Below are 25330 nucleotides of genomic sequence, written 5' to 3'. Positions count from 1 at the left end.
CGCGGCCGCAAGGCCCACCCTACGCAGCCGCATCTCATCCGTTGGAAGGAGCTACCGCGTCTCCAGCATGGCGACGCGGATGCCGAGATAGATGAAGAGGCCGCCAAGCGCGCGATTGACCCAGGCGACGGCGCCCTCGGACTGCCGCAGCCGGTGCGCGGCCTTGGCAGCGAACGCGGCCAGCACGAGGCACCACAGCGTCCCCGTCGAGATGAAGATGAGGCCGAGCGTCAGGAAGGCGAGCGGCTTGTGCGGCGCGTCGGCTGCGACGAATTGCGGCAGGAAGGCCAGGAAGAACAGCGCGACCTTGGGATTGAGCGCGTTGGTGAAGACGCCCTGGAGGAAGACCCGCCGCAATGAGCTCCGCACCGGCTCGTCGATCGCCAACGCCGGCACCGGGCGCGACAACAGCATCTGGAGCCCGGTCACGACGAGATAGGCCGCGCCGACCAGCTTCAGGATCGAGAAGGCGGTCGACGAGGCCATCAGCAGCGCCGAAAGCCCGATCGCCGCGCCCGCGACATGGACAAAACAGCCGCAACTGATGCCCAAGGCGGCGGCGGCGCCGCCCCGCCAGCCCATTTGCATGCTGCGGCCGATCACATAGACCGAATCCGGCCCCGGCGTGATGTTGAGCAGCACGCCCGACAGGATGAAAAGCCCGATCTCGTGAATGCCCAGCATGCAAGGTCCCCCGCCGCCCGTCCGGACGTGTCGATTCCGCTTAGTCGGTTCGCCCGTCCCCGTCCACCGCCGGAATCGCTTAGGATTTGCCTCGAATTTGCAATGCGGATCGGGCTTCCGCTCGGCCTCATCTGCTTTATAAAGGGAGGGTTCTCGAAATGCGGGACTCGAGGCGACTGCCACGCCGTGGCCGGTCCCCTCTCCCTTGGAGCTTCGCGGATATGGAAAGACGTCTGGCCGCCATCGTCTGCGCCGATGTCGCCGGCTATTCGCGCATGATGGGCAGCGACGAGGCCGGCACCCATGCCGCCTTCAAGGCCCATCGCGCGGCGATCCACCCCATCATCCTCAATCACGGCGGCCGCGTCGTGAAGAACACCGGCGACGGCTTCCTGCTCGAATTCCCGTCGATCGTCGGCGCCACCGAGGCCGCGATCGCGATGCAGACGCTGATGGCGGAGCGCAACCGCCACCTGCCGGCCGACCGCGCCATGCAGTTCCGGATCGGCATTCACATGGGCGACGTCATCGCCGACGAGGACGAGGTCTTCGGTGACGATGTCAACATCGCCGTCCGCCTGGAATCGGTGGCGAGCCCCGGCGGCTTCGCGATCTCGGCCAAGGCCTACCGGGAGGCGAGCAAGCATCTCTCGGTGCCGCTGATCGATGCCGGCAATCATCGTTTCAAGAACATCAAGGATGCGATCGAGGTCTGGACCTGGACGCCCGACGGCGCGCCGGCGCTTGCCCCCGAGCTCCGGGAGGCTTCGGCGTTGTCGCAGCAGTACCGCACCGCGATCGTCGGCGTGCTGCCCTTCGCCAATCTCAGCGACGCCCAGGACGAATATTTCTCCGACGGCCTCACCGAGGACTTGATCCATGCGCTGTCGCTGCAATCCTTCTATCGGGTGCTGAGCCGCAACTCGACCTTCGCCTTCAAGGGCAAGAACACGAGCACCCGCCTGATCGCGCGCGAGATCGACGCCACCTATCTGATCCAGGGCTCGGTGCGGCGCGCCGGCGCCAAGATCCGCGTCACCGCCGAGCTGATCGCGCCGGAGACCGGCGAGCAGCTCTGGACCGGGCGCTACGACCGCGACATCGGCGACCTCTTTGCGATGCAGGACGAGATCACGACCAGCCTGTCCGCTGCGATCGCGACGGAGATCGTCCGTGCCGAGGCCTCGGCGCCGGCACGGCTCTCGACCGACGTGAGCGCCTGGGATCGCTTTCTCAAGGGGCTGTCGCACTACTACCGGCAGACCAAGGAGGATCTGGCGGTCGCCGTCGACCTGTTCCGCGAAGCCATCCGGCTCGATCCCAAACTGTCGATCGCACATGCCTATCTGGCCACGATCCAGATTCAGAGCATCCAGTTCGGCTGGGTCAAGGGCACGCGCGAGATGTGGGCCGAGGCGATGAACCTCGCCGAAACCAGTGTCCGGCTCGATCCGCGCTCATCCTTTGCGTTCTCGATCCTGTCCTGGGCGCATGCGATGGAGGGGCACTACGAGGCGGCGCTGGACGCCGCCAAGCGCGCGGTCGCACTCAACCCCTACGACAATGGCGCACGCGGCGTGCTCGGCATCTGCCATTTCGTCATCGGCGAGCACCGCGAGGCGATCGAGCTGTTCTCTATGGCCGCGCAACGCGACAACAGCGACCCACGCTACCAATGGGCCGCGCTGAACGCGTTCAGCCATTATCTGTTGCGCCAATATGACGCGACCCTGTCCTGGGCCCGCGAGCAGCTCTACATCAATCCGAACCACATGCAGGCGCTGGCGATCCGCGCCGCGGCGCTGGCGCAACTGGGCCGGACCGACGAGGCGAGCGAGGCCGCCATCGTGCTCATGGGCAACTATCCGAACCTCAATGTCGATCGTCACTTGCGCAACTTCCACTGGAAGCGGCCCGAGGACATCGCCCATTATCGCGAGGGGCTGCTGAAGGCCGGCGTGCCGCTCGGCAAGCTGACCCTGGTTCAGAGCGGCGTCAAACGCGCCGCCGAGTCCTGACGGGCGCAGTCCCCCTGCGGACGCTCTTGACCAAATCACACCTGCCTATGTTGACAGGACAGTGAATTCGGCCACACTCCACCACACGCCCAAGTAGTATAGTTTGCTGTCGGTTTGTTAGGACTTTCCGCGCTTGATCGGCGCGCCATTTCACGATTCGCCGTTGTCAGGATTTGGGCCATGCATGACCCCGCTTCGAAGCCGCCCTTCGACCCCTCGATCCAGGTCTCGCCGAACAATCCCTGTCCCTTCCTGCGCGGTCTCGTCGGCGAAGGTTTCGTCGATGGCGGCACCGTCCCACTCCGGACGCTGTCGCAGACCATCGCCAATGCAAGCGGCGAGACCGGGCTGAAGAAGACCTCGGCCCGCATCCAGGTCCGCGGCGTTGCACTGATCGCCAACGGCGCCTGTCACATCCTGCAAAGCATCTTCTGGGGCGCGCAGCTCAACACGCTGCGCGGCGGCCCGCTCGACAAGCTCGGGGCTGGCTCGCGCATCCTTGGCGTCGACGGGCGCGTCAACGAGAACGAGATCGCACGGCTCGCCAGCTTCGGCAGCACCTATGCCGACCCCGATGGCGGCAGCGAGGTCGGGCTCAACGCCTCGCAAATCCAGACCTTCATGAACGACAATCTCAAGCGCGCCGGCAATCAATCGCGCTGGTACTACCGGATCCTGATGAAGTTCGAATGGCCGATCCTGCTCAGGATCATGGGCAAGGGTCAGGGCGACGACCGCTATCTCAGCGTGGCCGAGGTGAGGACATTGTTCAACGAGCGCAAATTCCCGGACAGGATCACCCAGAGGGTTGTCGTCCAGCCGGTCACCCCGCCCTCGCTGATCTTGCGCGCTGCCGGCGGACTGGCCGCCGCGCTCTTCATCTTCGGCATCGTGGCGCTGCGCTTTCCGGATCAATTCCAGCCGATGCTTCCCGGCATCCTCGGCGACCTCGTGGCGCCGCCATTGCCGAAGCTCGTCGAGCCCAAGGCTGCATACTGGCTCGAGCAGAACTGGGCGCTGGAAGACCGGCACTGGTTTCATCACGCCAGCCAGGGCACCGCGACCTTCCCGGTGCCCTATAGCTGGTTCATGGCGCTCGAGCAGCCGCGGCTGCATTTCTTCGCAAAGCCCGGGATGCTGCATGACAGCGACCATCTGCAGCGCTTCGGCTTCATCCCGAGCCCGCAGACGATCAACACCGACGATGCCACGCTACGCCGGTTCGGCTACGCCAACGTCTACGACAAGACCAAGCCGGTGCCGGCGCGGCTTTGGGATCCGCCAGTCAATTGGGGGGCCCAGGCTGAAAATGTCGACGGCCTGCCCGTCGGCTTTGCGCGCATGACCGGTGTCGCCGATCCCACGACCGGCCAGATCGGCGAGGACCGGATCGGCCTGACCTGCGCCGCCTGCCACACCGGCCAGATCCAATACAAAGGCATCGCCATCCGCTTCGACGGCGGTCCGGCCATGACCGACCTGAGGAAGCTCGAGGTCACGACCGGTCTGTCGATCGCCTACACACTGCTCGTGCCAGGTCGCTTCACGCGCTTCGCCGATCGTGTGCTTGGCACCTCCGCCAGCGCTGAGGATCGCGATGCACTGAAGCAGAAGCTGCGCACGATCAGCACATTCCTGGTCGACTGGGAGAAGACCTACGCGAAAACCATCGCCGGCAAGACGAGGCTCAACCCGAAGACAAAGCGGGAAGAGCCGCAAGAGAACACCGAGGAGGGATATGGTCGTCTCGACGCGCTCAACCGCATCGGCAATCAGGTCTTCGCCCAGGACATGGCGATCAGCGGCCTCAGCGGCTTCGAAAAGAACCTGCATGCCCAGGACGCGCCGGTCAGCTTCCCGCCGATCTGGACCGTGCCCTGGCTCAAATACGCGCAATATGACGCTTCGATCGAACAGCCGCTGATCCGCAATGCCGGCGAAGCGCTGGGCGTGACCGCGCTGCTCAACCTGTCCGACAATACCCCCAAGGACAGGCTGTTTCGCTCCTCGATGGACATCAAGAATCTGATCTGGATCGAGGATCTGCTGAAGGGCTCGCCGCCCTATCCGAAGAAGCAGCTGTCCGGACTGACATCGCCGAAATGGCCGTCGGACATCTTTGGCGATGCTGCCTGGAAGATCGATGACGAGCGCGTCAAGCGCGGCCGTAAGCTCTATGCGGAGCTCTGCGCCGAATGCCATCTCGGTCCGGTCGACGACAAGGCGTTCGACGCCGAGTTTCCGGCCCAGAGCATCTGGTCCTCGCCACGCTGGGAGACCATCGGCAACGACAAGTTCCTCAACGAGGTTCAGAAGGGCGTCAAAGGCATGGGCACCGACCCCGCTCAGGCGGGCGTGCTGGCGACGCGAACGGTTCAGGTGCCGGGCTTCCTCAAGCTCGACCCCACGCAGAATCTCAACGCCTGGTGGAACTGCAATCTGCCGGATATTTCGTCGACCGACATGCCGTACTCGCTTGGCCTCATGGTGCTCGTCGACATCGTCAGCCGCAAGGCGATGGACGATGCGAAGATCGACCCGAAGATTCAGGACGCCTGGTGGGGCAAGCGCAAGAACTGCCCGAATCTCGGTCCGCAGCCAACCGACAAGAACGAGCCAGGACCCTGGTATCGCGCGCGCCCGCTCAACGGTGTCTGGGCCACCGCGCCTTACCTGCACAACGGATCGGTACCCTCGCTCTATTGGATGCTGAGGCCTGCGGCCGAGCGCCCCAAATCGTTCTGCATGGGTGGCGACCGCGACTATGATCCGAAGCAGGTCGGCTTCGCGGTCACTGACGGCGAGAGCTGCAAGACCGGGCAGACGCGCTTCTCGACGCGAGCGTCTGATGGCACTGACCTGTTCGGCAACAGCAATCTCGGCCATTCGTTCGACGGCACGCCAGGCCCCGGCAAGGACGGCACCATCGGCCGCCCGCTCAAGGAGCAAGAGCGCTACGACCTGATCGAGTATTTGAAGACGCTGTGAACTATCTCGTCGTCATGGCCGGGCATAGCCGTCCGAAGGACGGCGTCGCTTCCGCTCGCCTATGTCCCGGCCATCCACGACCTTTGCTGCGGCACCAAGAACGTGCATGCCCGGGACAAGCCCGGGCATGACGAGTTCGTGGCACGATCCCTCGCTCGAGCGCTCACTTGAACAGCGGCGTGCCCGGGACGAAGGCGTCGAAGGCGGCCCAGAACTGGGAGCGGTAGCGGTCCTGCTCCTGCAGGATCTCGTGCTTGGAGCCGGCGATCACGAGATGGGCGCCGGCGCGCAGGTGATAGGCGAACTCCTCGATCGCCGCGGTCGAGACCACGGTGTCATTGGAGGCCGCCAGCATCAGGATCGGCTGGCGGATCTGGGAGGGGTAGTTCACGCGCTTGAAGGTGTGCATCGCGCGGAAGGCGGTATCGGCCCAGGCGACCGTCGGTGACGCCAGTCCGAGCGTTGGATCCTCCTCCAGGATCGCGGCATTGCGCGCATAGCGCACGGGATCGCTGGTCAGGGGATTGTTGATGAAGGGTTCGAGCCCGGTGAGGCGGTCGCTGCCGCCGGGAACGTAGCGGCCGCCCTGCCCGAGCAGGCGCATCGTCTTGAGCAACGCACGGACCGGAAACGAGGTGGTGCGGCCGGGCAGGTCGATCATCGGGGCCGACAGCACCATGCGGTCGAACCAGCGCTTGCCGGCATGGGCGACCCGCAGCAGCACCGTGCCGCCCATGGAATGGGCGAGCGCGAAGAAGGGCGGCGGGCAATCCGGCAGCACCACCTGCTGCACGAAGGTCTCGACGTCGATCTCGAAATCGGAGAAGTCGCGCACATAGCCCTTGCGCGGATCGCGCAGGCGGCGCGAGGAATGGCCCTGCCCGCGCCAGTCGATCATCGCCACCGCAAAGCCGCGGTCGCGCAAATCGCGCACGGTCTCGAAATATTTCTCGATCTGCTCGCTGCGGCCGGTGAAGACGCAGACGGTGCCCTTGCGGCCCGCCGGCGGCGCCCAGCGCGCAAAGCGCAACTCGGCGCCATCGGGGGTCCTGATGGTGCCGCTGACGACGTTTTCGGGAACCGGATTGGACGGGATCGAGACCAGCGTCATAGGCGGGAAGTACTGCAATCAAGGGGCTAAAGCGCCGAAAAGGCGCAAATGCCGCCCTCTTGAACGCCGTCTCGTTCCACCCATATCATTTTCGTGCAGGCCGCTACCAGTGTTTCGGAACCGGAACATCAGGCTGCACACAGAGATGAGCCCGGCCCGATGGCGGGCGGGTTGCTTAACAGTCGCTCAATGGAGGACTTGACCATGCGTACCTACGATCTCACCCCGTTTTATCGTTCCACCGTCGGCTTCGACCGCCTCTTCAACCTGCTCGACCAGGCCGGTTCGGACGGCAGCCCCGGTTACCCCCCGTACAACATCGAGCGTACCGGCGAGAACGCCTACCGCATCACCGTTGCCGTCTCCGGCTTCTCCAGGGATGAGCTCTCCATCGTCGCGAAGGAAAACACGCTGACGATCAAGGGCGAGAAGGTCGCGAACGAGAACTCGAAGTCCGAAGTGCTCTACCGCGGCATCGCCGCGCGCGCCTTCGAGCGTGCCTTCCAGCTTGCCGACTTCGTGCAGGTGAAGGACGCTTCGCTCGAGAACGGGCTGCTTCACGTCGACCTCGTACGCGAGATTCCCGAGGCGAAGAAGCCGCGCCAGATCGCGATCAACGCCGGCGCCAAGGCGCAGGTGATCGAGAACTCGGCCGCGCAAGCCGCCTGAGCAGAACGCGACTTCCAGGTTGCGAAAGCGCCCCGGTGCCCCGGGGCGCTTTTTCGTCGTGCATCGCATCACAGAGCGGTGAAGCCGCGTAACGCCGCCATCGCTCCCTCCGTCCCTTGGGCATCGAACGCAAACAAGATGGAGAAGATCATGTCACTCTGGCGCAGCCTTTTCGTCGCTGCGGGCCTTCTGGCGGCTCCCCTCAGCCTTGCTCATGCGCAGACACCTGCGACGGTCAAGGCGAAGAACGTCGTGCTGGTGCACGGCGCCTGGGCCGACGGCTCGAGCTGGTCGGAGGTGATCCCGATCCTCCAGGCTGCAGGCCTGCATGTCACCGCCGTGCAGAATCCGCTGTCGTCGCTCGCGGACTCCGTCGAGGCGACCAGGCGTGCGCTGGCCGAGCAGGACGGGCCGACCGTGCTGGTCGCGCATTCCTGGGGCGGCACTGTGATCAGCCAGATCGGCACCGACCCGAAGGTCACCGGGCTCGTCTACGTCGCCGCCCGCGCGCCCGATGCGAACGAGGATTTCGTGGCGCTGTCGAAGCAGTTTCCGACCGGGCCCGCGCGCGCCGGCATCGTCGAGCGCGACGGCTACACCAAGCTCTCGGAAGAGGCTTTCCTGAAATACTTCGCCAATGGCGTGAATCCGAAGCAGGCCAGGGAGCTCTATGCGGTACAATGGCCGACGGCGGCCTCGATCTTCGCCGGCCGCACCACGGAAGCGGCGTGGCACTCCAAGCCGAGCTGGTACGCGGTGTCGAAGAACGACTACACCATCAACCCCGATTTCGAGCGCTTCCTCGCCAAGCGCATGAACGCCACCACGATCGAGCTCGATGCCGGACACCTCTCGCTGGTATCGCATCCGAAAGAGGTCGCGAACCTGATCCTGGACGCGGCGGGGTATCCGCGGAGCTGAGCGGCGGTCGCTTTGATGCAAAAGGCGCCTGAGATCTCAGGCGCCTTTTGTTTTGGCCAGCTCTCTCCCCGATGTCGTCCCCGCGAAGGCGGGGACCCATAACCCCAGGGAGCGGTTTGGCGATGACTAGGAGTCCGGTACTCGCACCTCATCCCCACCGATAGATCACGCGGTATGGGTCCCCGCCTTCGCGGGGACGACAGCGAGGGTGTGATGGGCACTGTCGCGTCAAACTCGCAAACCTAATCCAGCCCCTGCGCGGCGGGCATGTCCTGCGTCGGCAGGATGGTCGGGGCCGGCTTGGCTTGACCCACGGTCGGCACGGCAGCTTGCGCGGCTGCATCGGCGGGCTTGGCCTGTGCGGCGGCCGCCTGCTGCGCAGGCTGGGCCTGCGGTGCTTGAGCCTGCCGCGCGACCGGCTCGGCCGGCTTCGCGGCAGCGACCGGCGTCTCGGCGCGCCGCGGGGCGGCCTTGGGCAGCGGCACGGCGCGGCTTGCCACATGCGGGATCGGAGCCGGCGGGCGCGGCGGGCCGCTGCGGATCACGGTCGGTGGCGGCAGCGCGCTTTGCGGTCCGTAAGGCGCGACCGCGCGTTCGTCATAGGCGGGCGCCATGCCGTAGGCGTCAGCGGCGGGCATGAAGCGGATGATCCGCCCGTCGCGGGCGTCGATCACCAGCCGGCCGTCGTCGCCGCGGCGGTCGATCACCGCGATGGTGTAGACGCTGCCGCGCAGGCGCGGGATGCCGAGCGGCAAGAAGCCGTTTTCGCGCAGCACCGCGTAAACCTCGGTTGACGGCAACAATACCGGCGCCGGACCGCGTTCCTCGTAGCCATAGCCGTAACCGTAACGCGGTGGCGGGGCGGCCTCCGGCGCGTAGGGTCCGTCGAAATCCGACACCGCGACGATGGCTCCCCTCGCGATACCGCTGGCGGGAACCTGGGCGTGGCCCGCACTTGCAGCCAACGCCAGCGCGGCGGCGGCCACACATCCTGTGAAAAACTTCATGGTCGAGACGCTCCTGTCAGGCCCCCCGATGGCCGCCCTCTTTCGCTTCTCGCGGCGTGGCGCGCCTTCCGAAGGGTTGATCCGAAGCTTCATTGGGGATTCCGGCGCGCACGGGGCCGGATCAGGGCGCGTTTGCTTCAAAACCGGGGCCGCGCAACTTTCGGAAAGCGATTGATTGACATATCGGGAATCGGGACTTCCGCGCGCTTGTGTGCTAGACAAAAATTTGGCAAGGTGATGTTTAGGACAGGAAGACTGTCTCAATTTTGCGTGCGGTTCCGGCACAGGGATTGCAGCGAAAACCGGTGCTCTCGAGCGTCGGCAAGGTACCAGGCAAAGCCGTTCTCGGGGACGAAGAGCGCCTAGGCCTGAATTTAAGAAAATGCGGCTCGCAGCGGACGAGCGGTGGCCCAGGAGCGGGTGCCGCGGGACACCCAAGGTGCGCCGAAGTTGGCGGTGAGGCAGCTTGCCGCATGGAGAGGACAGAGCAATGAACGGGTCGCAATTCGAGCGCGCAAACATCGTGGCAGAAGAGCTGTCGGCGACGGTCGCCTCGAAAACGACTGACCCGATTCAGGAACACAATTCGCGTCCCAAAGCCGAGGGCCTCTACGATCCGAGCCTGGAGAAGGATTCCTGCGGTGTCGGCTTCATCGCCAACATCAAGGGCAAGAAGTCGCACGAGATCGTCTCGGACGCGCTGAGCATCCTCTGCAATCTCGAGCATCGCGGCGCCGTCGGTGCCGACCCGCGCGCCGGTGACGGCGCCGGCATCCTGGTGCAGATCCCGCACGCCTTCTTCAACCGCAAGGCCAAGGAGCTCGGCTTTACGCTGCCTCAGCCCGGCGAATATGCCATCGGCGCGCTGTTCATGCCGCGCGACACCGCCTGGCGCAACGTCATCAAGAGCATCATCGCCGACCAGATCAGGGAAGAGGGCTTGACCCTGCTCGGCTGGCGCGACGTGCCGACCGACAATTCCTCGCTCGGCGTCACCGTGAAGCCGACCGAGCCCGCTTGCATGCAGGTCTTCATCGGCCGCAACGGCACCGCCAAGACCGAGGACGAGTTCGAGCGCCGGCTCTACATCCTGCGCAAGTCGATCTCGCAGGCGATCTACCAGCGCCGCGACCGCGGCCTTGCGGGCTATTATCCCTGCTCGATGTCCTGCCGCACCGTGATCTACAAGGGCATGTTCCTCGCCGACCAGCTCGGCAAGTACTATCCCGACCTGCACGAGCAGGATTTCGAGAGCGCGCTGGCGCTGGTGCACCAGCGCTTCTCGACCAACACCTTCCCGGCCTGGTCGCTGGCGCATCCCTACCGCATGATCGCGCATAACGGCGAGATCAACACGCTGCGCGGCAACGTCAACTGGATGGCAGCGCGGCAGGCCTCGGTGAGCTCCGAGCTGTACGGCAAGGACATCAACCGGCTCTGGCCGATCTCCTATGAGGGCCAGTCCGACACCGCCTGCTTCGACAACGCGCTCGAATTCCTGGTGCAGGGCGGCTATTCGCTGCCGCACGCCGTGATGATGATGATTCCGGAGGCGTGGGCCGGCAATCCCTTGATGGATGAGAAGCGCCGCGCCTTCTACGAATATCACGCCGCGCTGATGGAGCCGTGGGACGGCCCCGCCGCGATCGCCTTCACCGACGGCCGCCGGATCGGCGCCACGCTCGACCGCAACGGCCTCAGGCCCGCGCGCTATCTCGTCACCAAGGACGACCGCATCGTGATGGCGTCCGAGATGGGCGTGCTGACGATCCCCGAGGACCAGATCATCACCAAGTGGCGTTTGCAGCCCGGCAAGATGCTGCTGGTCGACCTCGAACAGGGCCGCCTGATCCCCGACGACGAGATCAAGGCCGAGCTCGCCAGGAGCCATCCCTACAAGGAGTGGCTGGAGCGCACCCAGATCGTGCTGGAGGAGCTGCCGAAGGTTGCGACCACCGGCGTGCGCTCGAACCTGTCGCTGCTCGATCGCCAGCAGGCGTTCGGCTACAGCCAGGAAGACATCACCATCCTGATGACGCCGATGGCGGCCACCGGCGAGGAAGCGGCGGGCTCGATGGGCAACGACACGCCGATCTCGGCGCTGTCGGACAAGGCCAAGCCGCTGTTCACCTACTTCAAGCAGAACTTCGCGCAGGTCACCAACCCGCCGATCGACCCGATCCGCGAGGAGCTGGTGATGAGCCTCGTCTCGATCATCGGGCCGCGGCCGAACCTGTTCGACCTCCAGGGCATGGCCACGACCAAGCGCCTCGAAGTGCGCCAGCCGATCCTGACCGATGCGGATCTGGAAAAGATCCGCTCGATCTCGGAAGTGGCGGAGTCTCACTTCAAGTCGCGCACGCTGGACACCACCTTCCACGCCGGCCTCGGCGCGGCCGGCATGGACCAGGTGCTGGACGAGCTCTGCGCGCGCGCCGAAAGCGCCGTGCGCGAGGGCGTCAACATCATCATCCTGTCCGACCGCATGGTCGGTACCGACCGCGTGCCGATCCCCTCGCTGCTGGCCTGCGCCGCCGTGCATCATCACCTGATCCGCACCGGCCTGCGCACCTCGGTCGGCCTCGTCGTCGAATCCGGCGAGCCGCGCGAAGTGCATCACTTCGCCTGCCTCGCGGGCTACGGTGCCGAAGCGATCAACCCCTATCTCGCGTTCGAGACCATCATCGCGATGAAGGACCGCCTGCCCGGCTCGCTCGACGACTATGAGATCGTCAAGCGCTACATCAAGTCGATCGGCAAGGGCCTGCTCAAGGTGATGTCCAAGATGGGCATCTCGACCTACCAGTCCTATTGCGGCGCGCAGATCTTCGACGCGGTCGGTCTCAAGGCCGACTTCGTCGGCAAGTTCTTCGCCGGCACGCATACCCGCGTCGAGGGCGTGGGTCTGGCCGAAATCGCGGAAGAGGCGGTGCGGCGCCATGCCGACGCGTTCGGCGAGGCGCTCGTCTACAAGAGCGCGCTCGATGTCGGCGGCGAGTACGCCTATCGCAGCCGCGGCGAGGACCATGCCTGGACCGCCGAATCGGTGTCGCTGCTCCAGCACGCGGCGCGCGGCAATTCGCAGGAGCGCTATCGCGCCTTCGCCAAGATCCTCAACGAGCAGTCGGAGCGGCTGCTGACGCTGCGCGGCCTGTTCCGGATCAAGAACGCGGAAGAAGAGAAGCGCAAGCCTGTGCCGCTCGACCAGGTCGAGCCGGCCAAGGACATCGTCAAGCGCTTCGCCACGGGCGCGATGAGCTTCGGCTCGATCTCGCGCGAGGCGCACACCACGCTCGCGATCGCCATGAACCGGATCGGCGGCAAGTCGAACACCGGTGAAGGCGGCGAGGAAGCCGACCGCTTCAAGCCGATGCCGAACGGCGATTCCATGCGTTCGGCGATCAAGCAGGTCGCCTCGGGCCGCTTCGGCGTCACCACGGAGTATCTCGTCAACTCCGACATGATGCAGATCAAGATGGCACAGGGCGCCAAGCCCGGCGAGGGCGGCCAGCTGCCCGGCCACAAGGTCGACGCGACCATCGCCAGGGTCCGGCATTCGACGCCGGGCGTCGGCCTGATCTCGCCGCCGCCGCACCACGACATCTACTCGATCGAGGATCTGGCGCAGCTGATCTACGACCTCAAGAACGTCAACCCGACGGGCGACGTCTCGGTCAAGCTCGTCTCCGAGATCGGCGTCGGCACGGTCGCCGCGGGCGTCGCCAAGGCGCGTGCCGACCATGTCACCATCGCGGGCTTCGAGGGCGGCACCGGCGCTTCGCCGCTGACCTCGATCAAGCACGCCGGCTCGCCGTGGGAGATCGGCCTCGCCGAAACCCACCAGACCCTGGTGCGCGAGCGGCTACGCAGCCGCATCGTGGTCCAGGTCGACGGCGGCTTCCGCACCGGCCGTGACGTCGTGATCGGCGCGCTGCTGGGCGCCGACGAGTTCGGCTTTGCCACTGCGCCCTTGATCGCGGCCGGCTGCATCATGATGCGCAAGTGCCATCTCAACACCTGCCCGGTCGGCGTCGCGACGCAGGACCCCGTCCTGCGCAAGCGCTTCACCGGCCAGCCCGAGCACGTGATCAACTACTTCTTCTTCGTTGCCGAGGAAGTCCGCGAGATCATGGCAAGCCTCGGCTTCCGCACCTTCAACGAAATGGTCGGCCAGGTGCAGCTGCTCGACCAGACCAAGCTGGTCGCGCACTGGAAGGCCAAGGGCCTCGATTTCTCCAAGCTCTTCGTCAAGCAGAAGGAAGAGAAGGGCCAGAAGATCTATCACTCCGAGCGCCAGAACCATCATCTGGAGGCGGTGCTCGACCGCACGCTGATCGAGCGGGCGCAGCCCACGCTCGACCGCGGCGCGCCTGTCAAGATCGAGGCTGCGATCAACAGCACCAACCGCTCCGCCGGCGCCATGCTGTCGGGCGCGGTGGCCAAGATCTACGGCCATGCCGGCCTGCCGCACGACACGATCCATGTCAGCCTCAAGGGCACCGCTGGACAGGCCTTCGGCGCGTGGCTTGCCCACGGCGTCACCTTCGAGCTCGAGGGTGAAGGCAACGACTATGTCGGCAAGGGCCTCTCGGGCGGCAAGATCATCGTCAAGCCGCCGAAGAACTCCGCGATCGTGCCGGAAGAGAGCATCATCGTCGGCAACACCGTGATGTACGGCGCGATCGAGGGCGAATGCTACTTCCGCGGCATCGCCGGCGAACGTTTTGCCGTGCGCAATTCCGGCGCCGTGGCGGTGGTCGAAGGCGCGGGCGATCATTGCTGCGAATACATGACCGGCGGCATCGTGGTCGTGCTCGGCAAGACCGGGCGCAACTTCGCGGCCGGCATGTCCGGCGGCATCGCCTATGTGCTCGACGAGGCCGGCGACTTCGACCGGCTGTGCAACATGGCGATGGTCGAGCTCGAGCCGGTGCTGTCGGAAGAGCTGATCAACGCCGGCACCTATCACCATTCCGGTGACCTCGAGGCGCACGGCCGGGTCGACGTGTTCAGGAACCTGCTCGCCTCCGACGTCGAGCGCCTGCACGTGCTGATCTCGCGCCATGCCAAGGCGACCGGCTCCAAGCGTGCCGCCGACATCCTTGCCAACTGGAAGGAATGGCTGCCCAAGTTCCGCAAGGTGATGCCGGTCGAGTACCGGCGCGCGCTGCGCGAGATGGCCGCCAACGCGGACGCCGAGCCGAAAATCGCGATCGGGGCGTAATAAAAAGCCCTCATGGTGAGGAGCGCGATAGCTGCGTCTCCAACCATGAGGTCACCATCCGGGCCTCCATCCTTCGAGACGCGGCGCGAAAGAGCGCCGCTCCTCAGGATGAGGAGTGAGAGAACAAACGATTTAAGCGGCAGGGACTTCGGGTTTAATGGGCAAGATCACGGGTTTTCTGGAAATCGAACGGCACGACCGCAAGTACACCCCGGTCGCCGAGCGCGTGAAGCATTACAAGGAATTCGTCGTTCCGCTGTCCGAAAAGGAAGTGCGCGACCAGGCCGCGCGCTGCATGAACTGCGGCATCCCCTATTGCCACGGCACCGGCTCGGTGGCGCCCGGCACGCCCGGCTGCCCGGTCAACAACCAGATCCCGGACTGGAACGACCTCGTCTATCAGGGCAATTGGGAAGAGGCCTCGCGCAACCTGCACTCCACCAACAATTTCCCGGAGTTCACGGGGCGCATCTGCCCGGCGCCGTGCGAGGCGTCCTGCACGCTCAACATCGACGACAACCCCGTCACCATCAAGACCATCGAATGCGCGATCGTCGACCGCGCCTGGGAGAACGGCTGGCTGAAGCCGGAAGTGGCGACTGAAAAGACCGGCAAGAAGGTCGCCGTGATCGGCTCGGGTCCCGCCGGCATGGCCTGCGCGCAGCAGCTCGCCCGCGCGGGCCACGACGTGCATCTGTTCGAGAAGTACGCCAAGGCCGGCGGCCTGCTGCGTTACGGCATCCCCGACTTCAAGATGGAGAAGAGCGTCATCGACCGCCGCGTGGCGCAGATGGAAGCCGAAGGCGTCACCTTCCACTACAACAGCCATGTCGGCGCCGAGGGCAATGTCGATCCGCGCGAGATGCTCAACGAGTATGACGCGGTGGCGCTGACCGGCGGCGCCGAAGCCCCGCGCGACCTGCCGATCCCCGGCCGCGATCTCGCCGGCATCCACTACGCCATGGACTTCCTGCCGCAGCAGAACCGCCGCGTCTCCGAGGAGCCGCTCGGCGGCGTCCAGGAGATCCTGGCCGGCGGCAAGCATGTCGTCGTCATCGGCGGCGGCGACACGGGAAGCGACTGCATCGGCACCTCGCTGCGCCAGGGCGCGCTCTCGGTGACCCAGCTCGAGATCATGCCCGCGCCCCCCGAGCGCGAGAACAAGGGCCTGACCTGGCCGAACTGGCCGCTGAAGATGCGGACGTCCTCCAGCCAGGCCGAAGGCGCGGTGCGCGAATACGCCGTGCTGACGCAGAAGTTCTCGGGCGAGAACGGCCAGGTCAAGAAGCTGCACTGCGTGCGCGTCGACGACAAGTTCAAGCCGATTGCCGGCACCGAGTTCGAGCTCGATGCCGATCTCGTCCTGCTCGCCATGGGCTTCGTCCACCCCGTGCACGAAGGCCTGCTCAAGCTGCTCGCCGTCGACCTCGACCCGCGCGGCAACGTCAAGGCCAACACGCTCGACTACCAGACCTCGCGCCCGAACGTGTTCACCGCCGGCGACATGCGCCGCGGCCAGTCGCTGGTGGTCTGGGCCATCCGCGAGGGCCGGCTGTGCGCCCGGTCGATCGATACGTTCCTGATGGGGAAGACGGATCTGCCGCGGTAGGGTTCTCGCTGCGCTGCCAGATTTACGAAAGGTGTCATCGCCCGCGAAAGCGGGCGATCCACGATCCAGTATTCCAGAGACAGCTGTAATTAAAGCGATAAGCCGCGGCGTACTGGATGCCCCGGACAAGCCGGGGCATGACAGCTGAGCGCGTAGCGAGAGCGGAGCCAACGAAGCCGCATGCGCGCAAACGCGGCTCATTGCCCCCCTAATTCTGCAGCCTCACCCCGACCAGCACCACCGTCCCCTGCGAACTCGCACTCGCCACGTTCGAATCCAGGATGTCGTGGCGCAGCGTGCCCTTGACCCAGATGTTGCGGTTGAGCTTGTAGATCAGGTTGCCTTCGAGCGAGTAGGTTTTGTCGTTGCGACCCTGGTTCTGGTAGTCGTACGTGCCGTAGGTGAACTTGCCGACAGCAGTGAGCCAGCGGCGGAAGTCGTGGTCGACTTCGGCCGCATAGGTACGCACCAGCACGCCGGAGGAGCCGGGGATCGTGGTTTCGTTGATCTGCGTGTCAGTGAAGAATTTCACCGTGGTGAGGCCGCTCGCGTTCCAGATCAGCGAGCCCGTGGTCAGGAAGCCCGCGAGCTGGCTGAGGCGCGGGTCGGTGTAGTTGCGCGCGGAATAGCCGACCGAGATCTCGCCGGTGAGGATGCGCGAGAACTCGAACGACGAGCCGACCTTGGCATAGCCGCCGTTGGAGTCGCGGAAGTAGCCGTTGCGGTCGGCGGGCTGGTCGTGGACGCGGGTGTCGCCCTCGATTTCGACGAACGGCTTCAGGCCGGGCTTCAGGTCATAGGAGAAGCGTCCGACGCCGCCATATTGATTGAAGTCGCGATCCCTGTTGGGGAAGGTCGTGCCGTCGGTGAGCTTCGAATCCGTGTAGGCGGTGCGATCGACGGTGGCGCCGGCGGAGACCTGGAAGCGGTTGAAGGTCTGGTCGAAGCCGATGGTCGTGCCGTAGGCGGCATAGACGGGGTATTTCTGCAGGCCGGCCTGCACGTTGGGGCTTCCGGGATTGTCGGTGGCGAGCCGCAGGCGGAGCTGCGAGAGAAGCTTGAAGTCGCGGGTGACGTCGAGCCGGCCATCGACATGGCCGTTGAAATCGGGCCGATTGGCCTCGACCGGCGATGGCGAGGCAAGGCCGTTGATCGTCGCCGGCATGTCGCTGGTGTAACCCGAGAACGAGCCGCGCAGATCGGCGACCAGCGCATGGCGCTCCCAATCGGACACCACGAGGAGATCGGGCGCGATCACATAGGCCGGCGAACCGACAGGCTTGTTGAGGCGCGTCGGATTGGTGTCATAGCCCGCGGAGAGCTCGAGCCCGCCCTTAATCAGGAAGCTGCCGGCATAATCGCCGACGGCACCGAACGGATCCTCATCGGCCCTGAGGCGGCGGCGCAGCGGCTGGCCAGGCACGTTGCCCGCCATCGCCGGCGGCACCGGGACCTTGTGCGCGGTCTCGGAGGGAGGCGACGCGATACGCGGCGGAGTGAGCGTGCGCTCCGGGGTTGCCGGCGGGGCCTTCGAGCCCGGACCGGCCGCGCGCTTCGGCTTCGGCTGTCCGGGATAGAGCTTTGGCTGCTGCCGCTTGCGGTTCAGCGAGTCGTAGCCGGAGCTGCTCGCGCCGCCGGCGGCGGGCAAGCCGTAGGTCGGGACCTGACCGATGCGCGAGGTCGCCGGCGTCTCGCGGGCCTTGCGCGGATCGGCACTGGGATCGGGCAGCGCCGGCAATGAATCCGATGGCGCCTGCGGCACGCCCGCGGTGCGGCGCGTCGGCAGCGTGTCGGGCGAGGCAAAACCGCCGCGGTTGGGATTGAACAGGTCGGGCGTGAGGCTCTGGGCGGCCACTGGGGCGCTTCCGAGGGCCGTCAGCGCGAGGCATGGCAAAGCCGCACGCAGGAAATGCGCGCGTTTGCTCCGGCCAGTGCCTGGAGACGACCCCACGATGGAACAACCTCAACGAAATCAAATACTTCCACGATCGCCCCGGCCGGCCGGCAGGAACCATCCTTAATGGAGTTAAAACAATTATGGTTAATGACCCGTTGAGGGTGTCGGGGCGCTCGTCGCCTCGCTGGTCGGGGCGTGCTAAGCAGGCGCCAACGGGCGAACGCCCCCCTCCCTGGACCAGACCATGCCGAGCTCGAAACCGCTGATGACCGCATCATCCGGCCCCATCCCTACAAGCGTCGAATCCGCGCTCCGCACGCTGGAGACCGAGAGCGGCGGCATCAACGCGCTCGCCGCAGCCCTGCGCGGCCCACTGGGCGCGACCTTCGCGAAGGCCGTCGACCTGATCCGCAACGCCAAGGGCCGCGTCATCGTGACCGGGCTCGGCAAGTCCGGACACATGGGCCGCAAGATCGCGGCGACGCTGGCCTCGACCGGCACACCCGCCTTCTTCGTGCACGCCGCCGAAGCCGGCCATGGCGACCTCGGCATGATCACCACCGACGACGTCATCATGGCGCTGTCCTGGTCCGGCGAGCAGCCGGAGATGAAGAACCTCGTGAACTATTCGGCGCGCTTTGCGATTCCCATGATCGCGGTGACGTCGAACGCCGCATCCTCGCTCGGCCAGGCCGCCGACCTCGTCATCGAGCTGCCGAAGGCCCGCGAGGCCTGCCCGCACAATCTGGCGCCGACCACCTCGACCCTGATGCAGGCCGCGATCGGCGACGCCCTCGCGATCGCGCTGCTCGAAGGCCGCGGCTTCACCGCGCTGGAATTCGCGCATTTCCACCCCGGCGGCAAGCTGGGCGCGATGCTGAAATTCGTTCGCGACTACATGCGCACCGGCGCGGAGATTCCGGTCAAGCCTGAAGGCACCAAGATGTCGGAGGCGGTGGTCGAGATGTCGGCCAAGGGGCTCGGCTGCGTCTGCATCGTCAACGCCGCGGGCGAGGCCGTGGGCATCATCACCGACGGCGATCTGCGCCGCCACATGCGGCCCGATCTTTTGACGGTGACGGTCGACGAGATCATGACGAAGCAGCCCAAATCCGTGCCGCCCTCGATGCTCGCGACCGAAATGATCGAGGTGCTGAACACCCGCAAGATCACGACGCTGCTGGTGACGGAAGCGGGCAAGGTGGTCGGCATCGTGCATCTGCACGACCTGCTGCGCGCGGGGGTGGCGTAGGGCACGCACTCTCCACAGAGTCATTCCGGGACGATGCAAAGCATCGAACCCGGAATCTCGAGATTCCGGGTTCACGCTTCGCGCGCCCCGGAATAACAGCGAGAGTGTGGCTCGCAATGACGGCGGTTAGAGCCGCGCCGGAAACCGCGCCGCGTTCTCCTCCAGGGGCAGTCGCAGCCCGTTCGCTAGATACGACACGGTGCGATAGAAGCCGCACAGGAGCATGATCTCCAGGATCTGTGCCTCGTCGTAATGCGCCGAGAGTGCGACGAATTCCTCGTCGCTCAACGTCGCGCGGTGATGCAGCGCGTCGACGGCTGCGATCAGCGCCTGCTCGCCCGGTGACCAGCATGGCGATGCGGCGTCACCCTGCACCGTTGCGCGCACTTCATCGTCGGTGAGCCTTGCCGGCCCAGCAAAGATCACGACATGCACGCCCCATTCGTATTCGCATCTGTTCAGTGCGCAGGTGCGGTCGATGACGATCTCGCGCTGGCGCAAGGAGAGCGGGCCGGGATCGAGCAGGCCGCCGGCGCGAAACTTGTCCCAGGCGCGGCTGTGACCCGCCATCACCCGGAACAGCACCAGCGGCGGCGCGCCGCGCATGATGCGGTCGAACTGCGCCTGGATCTCCGGGGGATAAGGCGGCGCGAGCGGGGCGATGCGCGGTGCGGCTTCGGACATGGGACCACTCTCCATGCTACATTTATCATAGCAGTACGCTACATTATTTGTAGCAAAGCGCAAGAGGCGGCCATGGCGAAACAAGCCGGATCGAGAACACGCAATGCCCGCGGCTCCCGCACCGGGCGGCCGATCATGGCATTGCTGGACCTGCTCGGCCGGCGTTGGAGCTTGCGAATATTGTGGGAGTTGCGCGATGGACCCCTCACCTCGCGCGCCCTGCGCGGCGCCTGCGACGAGGCCTCCCCCACGGTGCTGCAGGCGCGCCTGACCGAGCTGCGGGAAGCGGGATTCGTGGAGCTGGGCGACGGTGGAGGTTACGGGCTGACGCCGCTCGGGCGAGACTTGTGCGAGACCTTCATGCCGCTGCACAGGTTCGCAGAAAGGTGGAAGGTGTGAGCAGCAGTCGTTGCCACGCGTGACCTTCCTTCTCCCCTTGTGGGAGAAGGTGGCGCGAAGCGCCGGATGAGGGGTATGCGTCCTCAAATTCAGCTCAGCGTTCGAGGAGACAAACCCCTCACCCGTCTCGCCGCTATGCGGCGAGCCACCCTCTCCCACAAGGGGAGAGGGAAAAAGAAGCTAGGCCGCGGCGACCGTCAGATTCGCGCCGTCGACCTGCACCACCTTCACCCGTGTCCCTGCCGGTGTATCCGGGCCAGCCACGCGCCAGACGGTGTCGCCGATGCGCACGGTGCCGGAGCCATCGATGATCGGCTTCTCCAGCGTGAACTCGCGGCCCAGCAGCGCCTCGGTGCGCTTGTTGAGGAACGGGCTTGCGCTGGTGTCGGGCTTCGGTCTGGCGATGCGGCGCCACACCGGCACCGCAGCCGCGGCGAAGACCGCGAACATCACGAGCTGGATCTGCCAGGACACGGCAACGGTGAACGAGATCAACCCCACCAGCAGCGCGGCGAGCCCGAGCCAGAACAGGAAGATGCCCGGCGCCAGCACCTCCAGTGCCATCAGGAGAAAGCCGAGAATCAGCCAGTTCCAGTTTCCGAGCGAGACGAACATGTCGGTCATGACACGACCTCTATCAATTGGCGCAAGTCCTCATCGGAAGGTCATGCGCCGTCACTATCCCTGCCGCGGCGGCGCCGCCGGCGGCGTGCTGCCAGTCATCGGTACCGAGCCGCCGCGGCGGGCGGCGGTCGCCGCGCCCTCCCCGAACGTGGCCTTGGCGATCTCGCCGATGCCGGCGAGCGAGCCCAGCATGCTCATCGCTTCGACCGGAAGCATGATGACCTTCTGGTTCGGCGAGTCGGCCAGTTGCCCGAATGCCTTGATATATTTGTCGGCGATGAAATAGTTCAATGCGGCGACGTCGCCCTTGGAAATCGCTTCGCTGACCATCTGGGTGGCCTTCGCCTCGGCCTCCGCCGAACGCTCGCGTGCCTCGGCGTCGCGGAACGCCGCTTCCTTGCGGCCTTCCGCCTGGAGGATCTGGCCCTGCTTGGCGCCCTCGGCACGCAGGATTTCCGACTGGCGCTGGCCTTCGGCCGCCAGGATGTCGGCACGCTTGACGCGCTCGGCCTTCATCTGCCGGCCCATGGCCTCGACGAGGTCGGCCGGCGGCACGATGTCCTTGATCTCGATGCGGTTGACCTTGAGACCCCAGGGCGAGACTGCGGCATCGACCACGCGCAAGAGGCGCTCGTTGATCTCGTCGCGATGCGACAGCACCTGGTCGAGGTCCATCGAGCCCATCACCGACCGGATGTTGGTCATGGTGAGGACCGTGATCCCCTGGTTGAGGTTGGAAACCTCGTAGCTGGCTTTCGCGGCATCGAACACCTGGTAGAAGGCGACGCCGTCCACCGTCACGGTGGCGTTGTCCTTGGTGATCACCTCCTGCTCTGGAATGTCGATCACCTGCTCCATCATGTTGATCTTGCGCCCGACGCGATCGAAATAGGGCACGATCAGATTGAGGCCGGGGCTCAGCGTCTGCGTGTATTTGCCGAACCGCTCGATGGTCCAGTCATAGCCCTGCGGCACCGTCTTCACGCCGGCCACCAGCGTGACGATGACGAGCAACACCAGAACAATAGCGAAAATGTCGAAACCGCTCATATCTCCTCCAAGCCGGGAAAAAGCCCTTTCCGGCGCTGTCATTGGTCGGCATCACGATCCTACCGGTTCAGCGGTCGCGCGTAACGTCGATATGGGCGCGATTCTGCACAAGTGGCGCGGAGAGGGAATGCTCGCAATATGTATTTGCGACAGGCTCTTGAAAGCGAGCGGCGACCACCCACCGACAGATATCAACACATCCGGCGATGCCGTCCGCAGCGGGCGGCGTCATTCGATGACATCGTTCGCGATTGCCAGGAGGCCTTCAGAAAGCGTGATGCCAAGCTCGTTGGCCGTCTTCAGGTTGATCGTCAGTTCGAACTTGGTGGGGTTCTGGACCGGGAGGTCGGCCGCCTGCGCACCCCTGAGGATGCGGTCGATGTAGTCCGCCGCGCGCCGGAGCTGCTCGGCGCTGTCGGTGCTGTAGGACATCAGCCCGCCCTCGTCGACGAAGGTCCGGCTCCAGAATACCGCGGGCACGCGCGCCTGTGCGATCACCGAGAGCAGTTGCGCGCGGTTGGCCATGGTGAAGAAGTCCGGCAGGACCAGGATGGCGCCGTCCTTCCGCGAAGCCAGCGCCCCGATCGAGGCGGCGTCATGGACCGGCGCAGGCTCGACCGTCACGTGCAGAGTCCGTGCGGCGTCCTCGATCGTGCGCAGCATCAGGGGCGCGAACGGCGCGGTGGCGGGATTGTAGACGACGAGCACGCGGCGGACGGGCGGCCTGACCTGGGTCAGCATCTCCAGCCATTTGCCGGCGAGCGGACCGTCATAATCGGTAAAGCCGGTGATGTTGCCGCCGGGATGCGCGAGATTTTCGACAAAGCCCTGGCTGACGGGATCGGTGACGACGGCGAACACGATCGGGATCGTCGTGGTACGCCGGCGCAGCTCCTCCACCGAGGGCGTGCCGACCGCGAGCAGGATGTCGGGCTTGAGCGCGATCAGCTCGTCCGCAAGCTGCGCGATGCGGGCGCGGTCGCCGCCGCCGCTGCGCCAATCGATCTTGAGGTTGTCGCGCTCCTTCCAGCCCTGGCCGGCGAGCGCCTCGACCAGGATCGTGCTGCGCGCCCGCCCGATCGCGTCATCGGCGGCCGTGACCGAGAGCACGCCGAGCCGCCGCGCCGCGTTCGGCGGCTGCCCCAGTACCGGGGCCGGCAGCGCCACGATCATCCCGAGAAGCGCCAGGCACTCACGACGGTTCATGGGGCGCCCATCAGATCCAGCCCTGAAGCTCGCGCAGCACCAGGGTGCGGATCACGTCCATGCCTGATACGCTATCGTTGAGACACGGGATCGCGGAAAACTGCTCTCCGCCATTGTGCTTGAAGATCTCGGCATTCTCCTGCGCGATCTCCTCCAGCGTCTCCAGGCAGTCGGCGGCAAAGCCCGGCGTCACCACCGCGATGCGGCGCACGCCTTCCTTGGCGAGCCGCTCCATGGTCTTGTCGGTGTAGGGCTGGAGCCACTCGTCATTGCCGAAGCGCGACTGGAAGGTCAGCAGCAGCTTCGTGTCGTCCATGCCGAGCCGGCGGCGCAGCGCCTCTGTCGTGGCGATGCAGTGCTGCTGGTAGGGATCGCCCTTCTCGACATAGGATTTCGGCATGCCGTGGAAGGACGCCACGATCAGCTCCGGTTTGAAGGACAGCGTCGCCAGATGCGCCTCGATCGAGGTCGCGAGCGCCTCGATATAGGCCGCATCTTCATAGTAGGGCGGCGTCACCCGCAGCGTCGGCTGGTTGCGCAAGCGGGCCAGCACGCGGAACACTTCGTCGCAGACGGTCGCCGAGGTCGAGGCGGAATATTGCGGATAGAGCGGCACGGCGAGAATGCGCTCGCACCCTTTCGCGATCAGCGCGTCGATGCCCGACTTGATCGAGGGATTGCCGTAGCGCATCGCCCAGTCGACAACGACGTGGCCGCGGTCCGACAAGGCTGCTGCGAGCTTGTCGCTTTGCGAGCGCGTGATCGTCTTCAGCGGCGACTCGTTCCGCTCGGTGTTCCAGATCTTCTGGTAGTCCAACGCCTTGGTACGGGGACGGCTGCGCAGGATGATCCCGTTCAGCACCAGCTTCCAGATCAGGCCCTGGTCCTCGATGACGCGGGCGTCACTGAGGAACTCCTTGAGGTAGACCCGTACGCCCGGCGCATCGGCGGTGTCAGGCGTTCCGAGATTGATCAGGAGCACGCCAACACGCGGCAAGGTGGACTGGGTGGCCGGTCTCGCGGTCTCGATAGGGACGACACTGGTCATGGCTCTGTGGGTCGCGCGTTGGTCCGAACTTGTCAAGATGAGCCGGGGTTCGCTAGGGTCGCACCCAAGCGGGGGGAGGCAAGATGACGCTCGCGGAATGGTGCGTATTCGGAGCGCTGCTGCTGTATCTGGCAACGATCGCCTCGGTCAAATGGATCAGGTTTCGCCGCTTCGACAATTCCCGGCCGCGCGATCCCGCCTTCTATGAGGACGCCCTCTCGCAGCGCGCACTCGGGGCGCACCAGAACGGCATCGAGACCTTTCCGTTCTTCGCCTTCGCGGTGCTGCTTGCCGAATACCGGGACTCGCCGCAGCGCCTGATCGACGAGCTCGCGGCGCTGTTCCTGATCGTGCGCCTCGCCTATGTGCTGACCTATCTCGGCAACCGCCCGACGCTGCGCTCGATCCTCTGGAGCATCGGCTTTGCGATCAACCTCGGGATCTTCTTCATGCCGGCCCTGAAGCGGTTCCTGCCGGTGTGAGGCGGCGTCACACCGCCAAATGACGCTCGCGCGTCCCGATCAGCGCCCGCATCGATGCCGGGATCGTGACCGGACGATGGGTGTTTTGGTCCGTGTAGACCCAGACGATCTCGCCGGTCACCAGCGCGTCGGCGCCGCTCTTGCGGAAGATGGCGAGTTCGAAGACGAGGCTCGAATTGCCGATCCGCGCCACGCGTGCGCCGACGTCGAGCTCCCAGTCGAAGCGGACCGGCGCCTTGTACTCGATCAGCGATTTGACGACGTGAAAATCGATGCCGCTTGCCTGAGCATCCGCATATTGGTCATAGCCCAGCGCGCGGAAATATTCGGTAATGGTGGTGTCGAAATAGGTCAGGTAATGCGCGTTGAAGACGACACCCTGGCCGTCGATCTCGGAATAGCGCACCCGGAATGGGTGGAAGAACCAGAAATTTTCGCGCGACATGGTATCCCCCGA

General features: G+C 65.5%; 19 protein-coding genes. 9 read left to right on the top strand and 10 right to left on the bottom strand.

Going from position 1 to position 25330, the window contains the following annotated elements:
- Positions 1-51: 51 nt before the first annotated feature.
- Positions 52-684 (bottom strand): LysE family translocator, encoded by a 633-nt coding sequence (locus XH96_RS05495; RefSeq protein ID WP_194391393.1) that lies wholly within the window; start codon positions 682-684, stop codon positions 52-54.
- A 221-nt stretch (positions 685-905) separates the two neighbouring features.
- Here XH96_RS05495 and XH96_RS05490 point away from each other — a divergent pair, with 221 nt between their 5' ends.
- Both XH96_RS05490 and XH96_RS05485 read left to right on the top strand, forming a co-directional pair.
- Complete coding sequence (locus tag XH96_RS05490) at positions 906-2702, top strand: adenylate/guanylate cyclase domain-containing protein (protein ID WP_194391392.1); 1797 nt, start codon at positions 906-908, stop codon at positions 2700-2702.
- Between the two features lie 180 nt (positions 2703-2882).
- The gene (locus XH96_RS05485) at positions 2883-5690 is read left to right on the top strand and encodes a di-heme-cytochrome C peroxidase (protein ID WP_194391391.1); all 2808 of its coding nucleotides are present in this window, start codon (positions 2883-2885) and stop codon (positions 5688-5690) included.
- A 163-nt stretch (positions 5691-5853) separates the two neighbouring features.
- On the opposite strand, the gene XH96_RS05480 is transcribed toward XH96_RS05485, so the two are convergent.
- Positions 5854-6801, bottom strand: a complete 948-nt coding sequence (locus XH96_RS05480) for an alpha/beta fold hydrolase (protein WP_194391390.1) — start codon at positions 6799-6801, stop codon at positions 5854-5856.
- Positions 6802-7005: 204 nt separating this feature from the next.
- On the opposite strand from XH96_RS05480, the gene XH96_RS05475 reads away from it, so the two are divergent.
- Together XH96_RS05475 and XH96_RS05470 are read left to right on the top strand one after the other, a co-directional pair.
- Complete coding sequence (locus XH96_RS05475; RefSeq protein ID WP_194391389.1) at positions 7006-7470, top strand: Hsp20 family protein; 465 nt, start codon at positions 7006-7008, stop codon at positions 7468-7470.
- A 150-nt stretch (positions 7471-7620) separates the two neighbouring features.
- The gene (locus XH96_RS05470; protein WP_194391388.1) at positions 7621-8391 is read left to right on the top strand and encodes an alpha/beta fold hydrolase; all 771 of its coding nucleotides are present in this window, start codon (positions 7621-7623) and stop codon (positions 8389-8391) included.
- 242 nt (positions 8392-8633) lie between these two features.
- Here XH96_RS05470 and XH96_RS05465 read toward each other — a convergent pair whose 3' ends face one another.
- Positions 8634-9398, bottom strand: a complete 765-nt coding sequence (locus tag XH96_RS05465; protein WP_194391387.1) for a hypothetical protein — start codon at positions 9396-9398, stop codon at positions 8634-8636.
- Positions 9399-9888: 490 nt separating this feature from the next.
- On the opposite strand from XH96_RS05465, the gene gltB reads away from it, so the two are divergent.
- Both gltB and XH96_RS05455 read left to right on the top strand, forming a co-directional pair.
- Positions 9889-14622 (top strand): glutamate synthase large subunit, encoded by a 4734-nt coding sequence (gene gltB, locus XH96_RS05460; RefSeq protein WP_194391386.1) that lies wholly within the window; start codon positions 9889-9891, stop codon positions 14620-14622.
- Between the two features lie 157 nt (positions 14623-14779).
- A complete protein-coding gene (locus XH96_RS05455) occupies positions 14780-16231 on the top strand; it encodes a glutamate synthase subunit beta (RefSeq protein WP_194391385.1) in 1452 nt (483 codons plus the stop codon).
- Between the two features lie 208 nt (positions 16232-16439).
- Here the strand turns inward: XH96_RS05455 and XH96_RS05450 are convergent, their stop codons facing one another.
- A complete protein-coding gene (locus tag XH96_RS05450; RefSeq protein WP_194391384.1) occupies positions 16440-18182 on the bottom strand; it encodes an outer membrane beta-barrel protein in 1743 nt (580 codons plus the stop codon).
- Positions 18183-18372: 190 nt separating this feature from the next.
- Here XH96_RS05450 and XH96_RS05445 point away from each other — a divergent pair, with 190 nt between their 5' ends.
- Positions 18373-19380 (top strand): SIS domain-containing protein, encoded by a 1008-nt coding sequence (locus XH96_RS05445; RefSeq protein WP_165935902.1) that lies wholly within the window; start codon positions 18373-18375, stop codon positions 19378-19380.
- A gap of 126 nt (positions 19381-19506) precedes the next feature.
- On the opposite strand, the gene XH96_RS05440 is transcribed toward XH96_RS05445, so the two are convergent.
- A complete protein-coding gene (locus tag XH96_RS05440) occupies positions 19507-20064 on the bottom strand; it encodes a carboxymuconolactone decarboxylase family protein (RefSeq protein WP_194391383.1) in 558 nt (185 codons plus the stop codon).
- Between the two features lie 72 nt (positions 20065-20136).
- Between XH96_RS05440 and XH96_RS05435 the strand changes: the two genes are divergently transcribed.
- Positions 20137-20463 (top strand): helix-turn-helix domain-containing protein, encoded by a 327-nt coding sequence (locus tag XH96_RS05435; RefSeq protein ID WP_194391382.1) that lies wholly within the window; start codon positions 20137-20139, stop codon positions 20461-20463.
- A gap of 180 nt (positions 20464-20643) precedes the next feature.
- On the opposite strand, the gene XH96_RS05430 is transcribed toward XH96_RS05435, so the two are convergent.
- The 4 genes from XH96_RS05430 to hemH form a co-directional block, all read right to left on the bottom strand.
- Positions 20644-21087: an NfeD family protein gene (locus tag XH96_RS05430; protein WP_194391381.1), complete on the bottom strand. Its 444-nt coding sequence runs from the start codon at positions 21085-21087 to the stop codon at positions 20644-20646.
- Positions 21088-21141: 54 nt separating this feature from the next.
- Positions 21142-22137 (bottom strand): SPFH domain-containing protein, encoded by a 996-nt coding sequence (locus XH96_RS05425; RefSeq protein ID WP_194391380.1) that lies wholly within the window; start codon positions 22135-22137, stop codon positions 21142-21144.
- 228 nt (positions 22138-22365) lie between these two features.
- Positions 22366-23343, bottom strand: coding sequence for an ABC transporter substrate-binding protein (locus tag XH96_RS05420; RefSeq protein WP_194391379.1), 978 nt, complete (start codon positions 23341-23343; stop codon positions 22366-22368).
- A 10-nt stretch (positions 23344-23353) separates the two neighbouring features.
- On the bottom strand, positions 23354-24391 hold the full coding sequence (gene hemH / locus XH96_RS05415; protein ID WP_124163257.1) for a ferrochelatase: 1038 nt from the start codon (positions 24389-24391) through the stop codon (positions 23354-23356).
- An 83-nt stretch (positions 24392-24474) separates the two neighbouring features.
- Here hemH and XH96_RS05410 point away from each other — a divergent pair, with 83 nt between their 5' ends.
- Complete coding sequence (locus XH96_RS05410) at positions 24475-24873, top strand: MAPEG family protein (RefSeq protein ID WP_194391378.1); 399 nt, start codon at positions 24475-24477, stop codon at positions 24871-24873.
- Positions 24874-24880: 7 nt separating this feature from the next.
- Here XH96_RS05410 and XH96_RS05405 read toward each other — a convergent pair whose 3' ends face one another.
- Entirely contained in the window at positions 24881-25318 is a 438-nt protein-coding gene (locus tag XH96_RS05405; protein ID WP_124163259.1) for a thioesterase family protein, read from the bottom strand.
- Between the last annotated feature and the right edge of the window lie 12 nt (positions 25319-25330).

Origin of the sequence: Bradyrhizobium sp. CCBAU 51765 (assembly GCF_015291725.1) — a bacterium.
Lineage (GTDB): Bacteria > Pseudomonadota > Alphaproteobacteria > Rhizobiales > Xanthobacteraceae > Bradyrhizobium > Bradyrhizobium liaoningense.
Note: the sequence above shows the minus strand (reverse complement) of the source record. Positions and strands in the feature narration are given on the sequence as shown.

Coding starts and splice junctions, on each gene's coding strand:
- XH96_RS05495 (WP_194391393.1), bottom strand. CDS start 684: ATGCTGGGCATTCACGAGATCGGGCTTTTCATCCTGTCGGGCGTGCTG.
- XH96_RS05490 (WP_194391392.1), top strand. CDS start 906: ATGGAAAGACGTCTGGCCGCCATCGTCTGCGCCGATGTCGCCGGCTAT.
- XH96_RS05485 (WP_194391391.1), top strand. CDS start 2,883: ATGCATGACCCCGCTTCGAAGCCGCCCTTCGACCCCTCGATCCAGGTC.
- XH96_RS05480 (WP_194391390.1), bottom strand. CDS start 6,801: ATGACGCTGGTCTCGATCCCGTCCAATCCGGTTCCCGAAAACGTCGTC.
- XH96_RS05475 (WP_194391389.1), top strand. CDS start 7,006: ATGCGTACCTACGATCTCACCCCGTTTTATCGTTCCACCGTCGGCTTC.
- XH96_RS05470 (WP_194391388.1), top strand. CDS start 7,621: ATGTCACTCTGGCGCAGCCTTTTCGTCGCTGCGGGCCTTCTGGCGGCT.
- XH96_RS05465 (WP_194391387.1), bottom strand. CDS start 9,398: ATGAAGTTTTTCACAGGATGTGTGGCCGCCGCCGCGCTGGCGTTGGCT.
- gltB (WP_194391386.1), top strand. CDS start 9,889: ATGAACGGGTCGCAATTCGAGCGCGCAAACATCGTGGCAGAAGAGCTG.
- XH96_RS05455 (WP_194391385.1), top strand. CDS start 14,780: ATGGGCAAGATCACGGGTTTTCTGGAAATCGAACGGCACGACCGCAAG.
- XH96_RS05445 (WP_165935902.1), top strand. CDS start 18,373: ATGCCGAGCTCGAAACCGCTGATGACCGCATCATCCGGCCCCATCCCT.
- XH96_RS05440 (WP_194391383.1), bottom strand. CDS start 20,064: ATGTCCGAAGCCGCACCGCGCATCGCCCCGCTCGCGCCGCCTTATCCC.
- XH96_RS05435 (WP_194391382.1), top strand. CDS start 20,137: ATGGCGAAACAAGCCGGATCGAGAACACGCAATGCCCGCGGCTCCCGC.
- XH96_RS05430 (WP_194391381.1), bottom strand. CDS start 21,087: ATGACCGACATGTTCGTCTCGCTCGGAAACTGGAACTGGCTGATTCTC.
- XH96_RS05425 (WP_194391380.1), bottom strand. CDS start 22,137: ATGAGCGGTTTCGACATTTTCGCTATTGTTCTGGTGTTGCTCGTCATC.
- XH96_RS05420 (WP_194391379.1), bottom strand. CDS start 23,343: ATGAACCGTCGTGAGTGCCTGGCGCTTCTCGGGATGATCGTGGCGCTG.
- hemH (WP_124163257.1), bottom strand. CDS start 24,391: ATGACCAGTGTCGTCCCTATCGAGACCGCGAGACCGGCCACCCAGTCC.
- XH96_RS05410 (WP_194391378.1), top strand. CDS start 24,475: ATGACGCTCGCGGAATGGTGCGTATTCGGAGCGCTGCTGCTGTATCTG.
- XH96_RS05405 (WP_124163259.1), bottom strand. CDS start 25,318: ATGTCGCGCGAAAATTTCTGGTTCTTCCACCCATTCCGGGTGCGCTAT.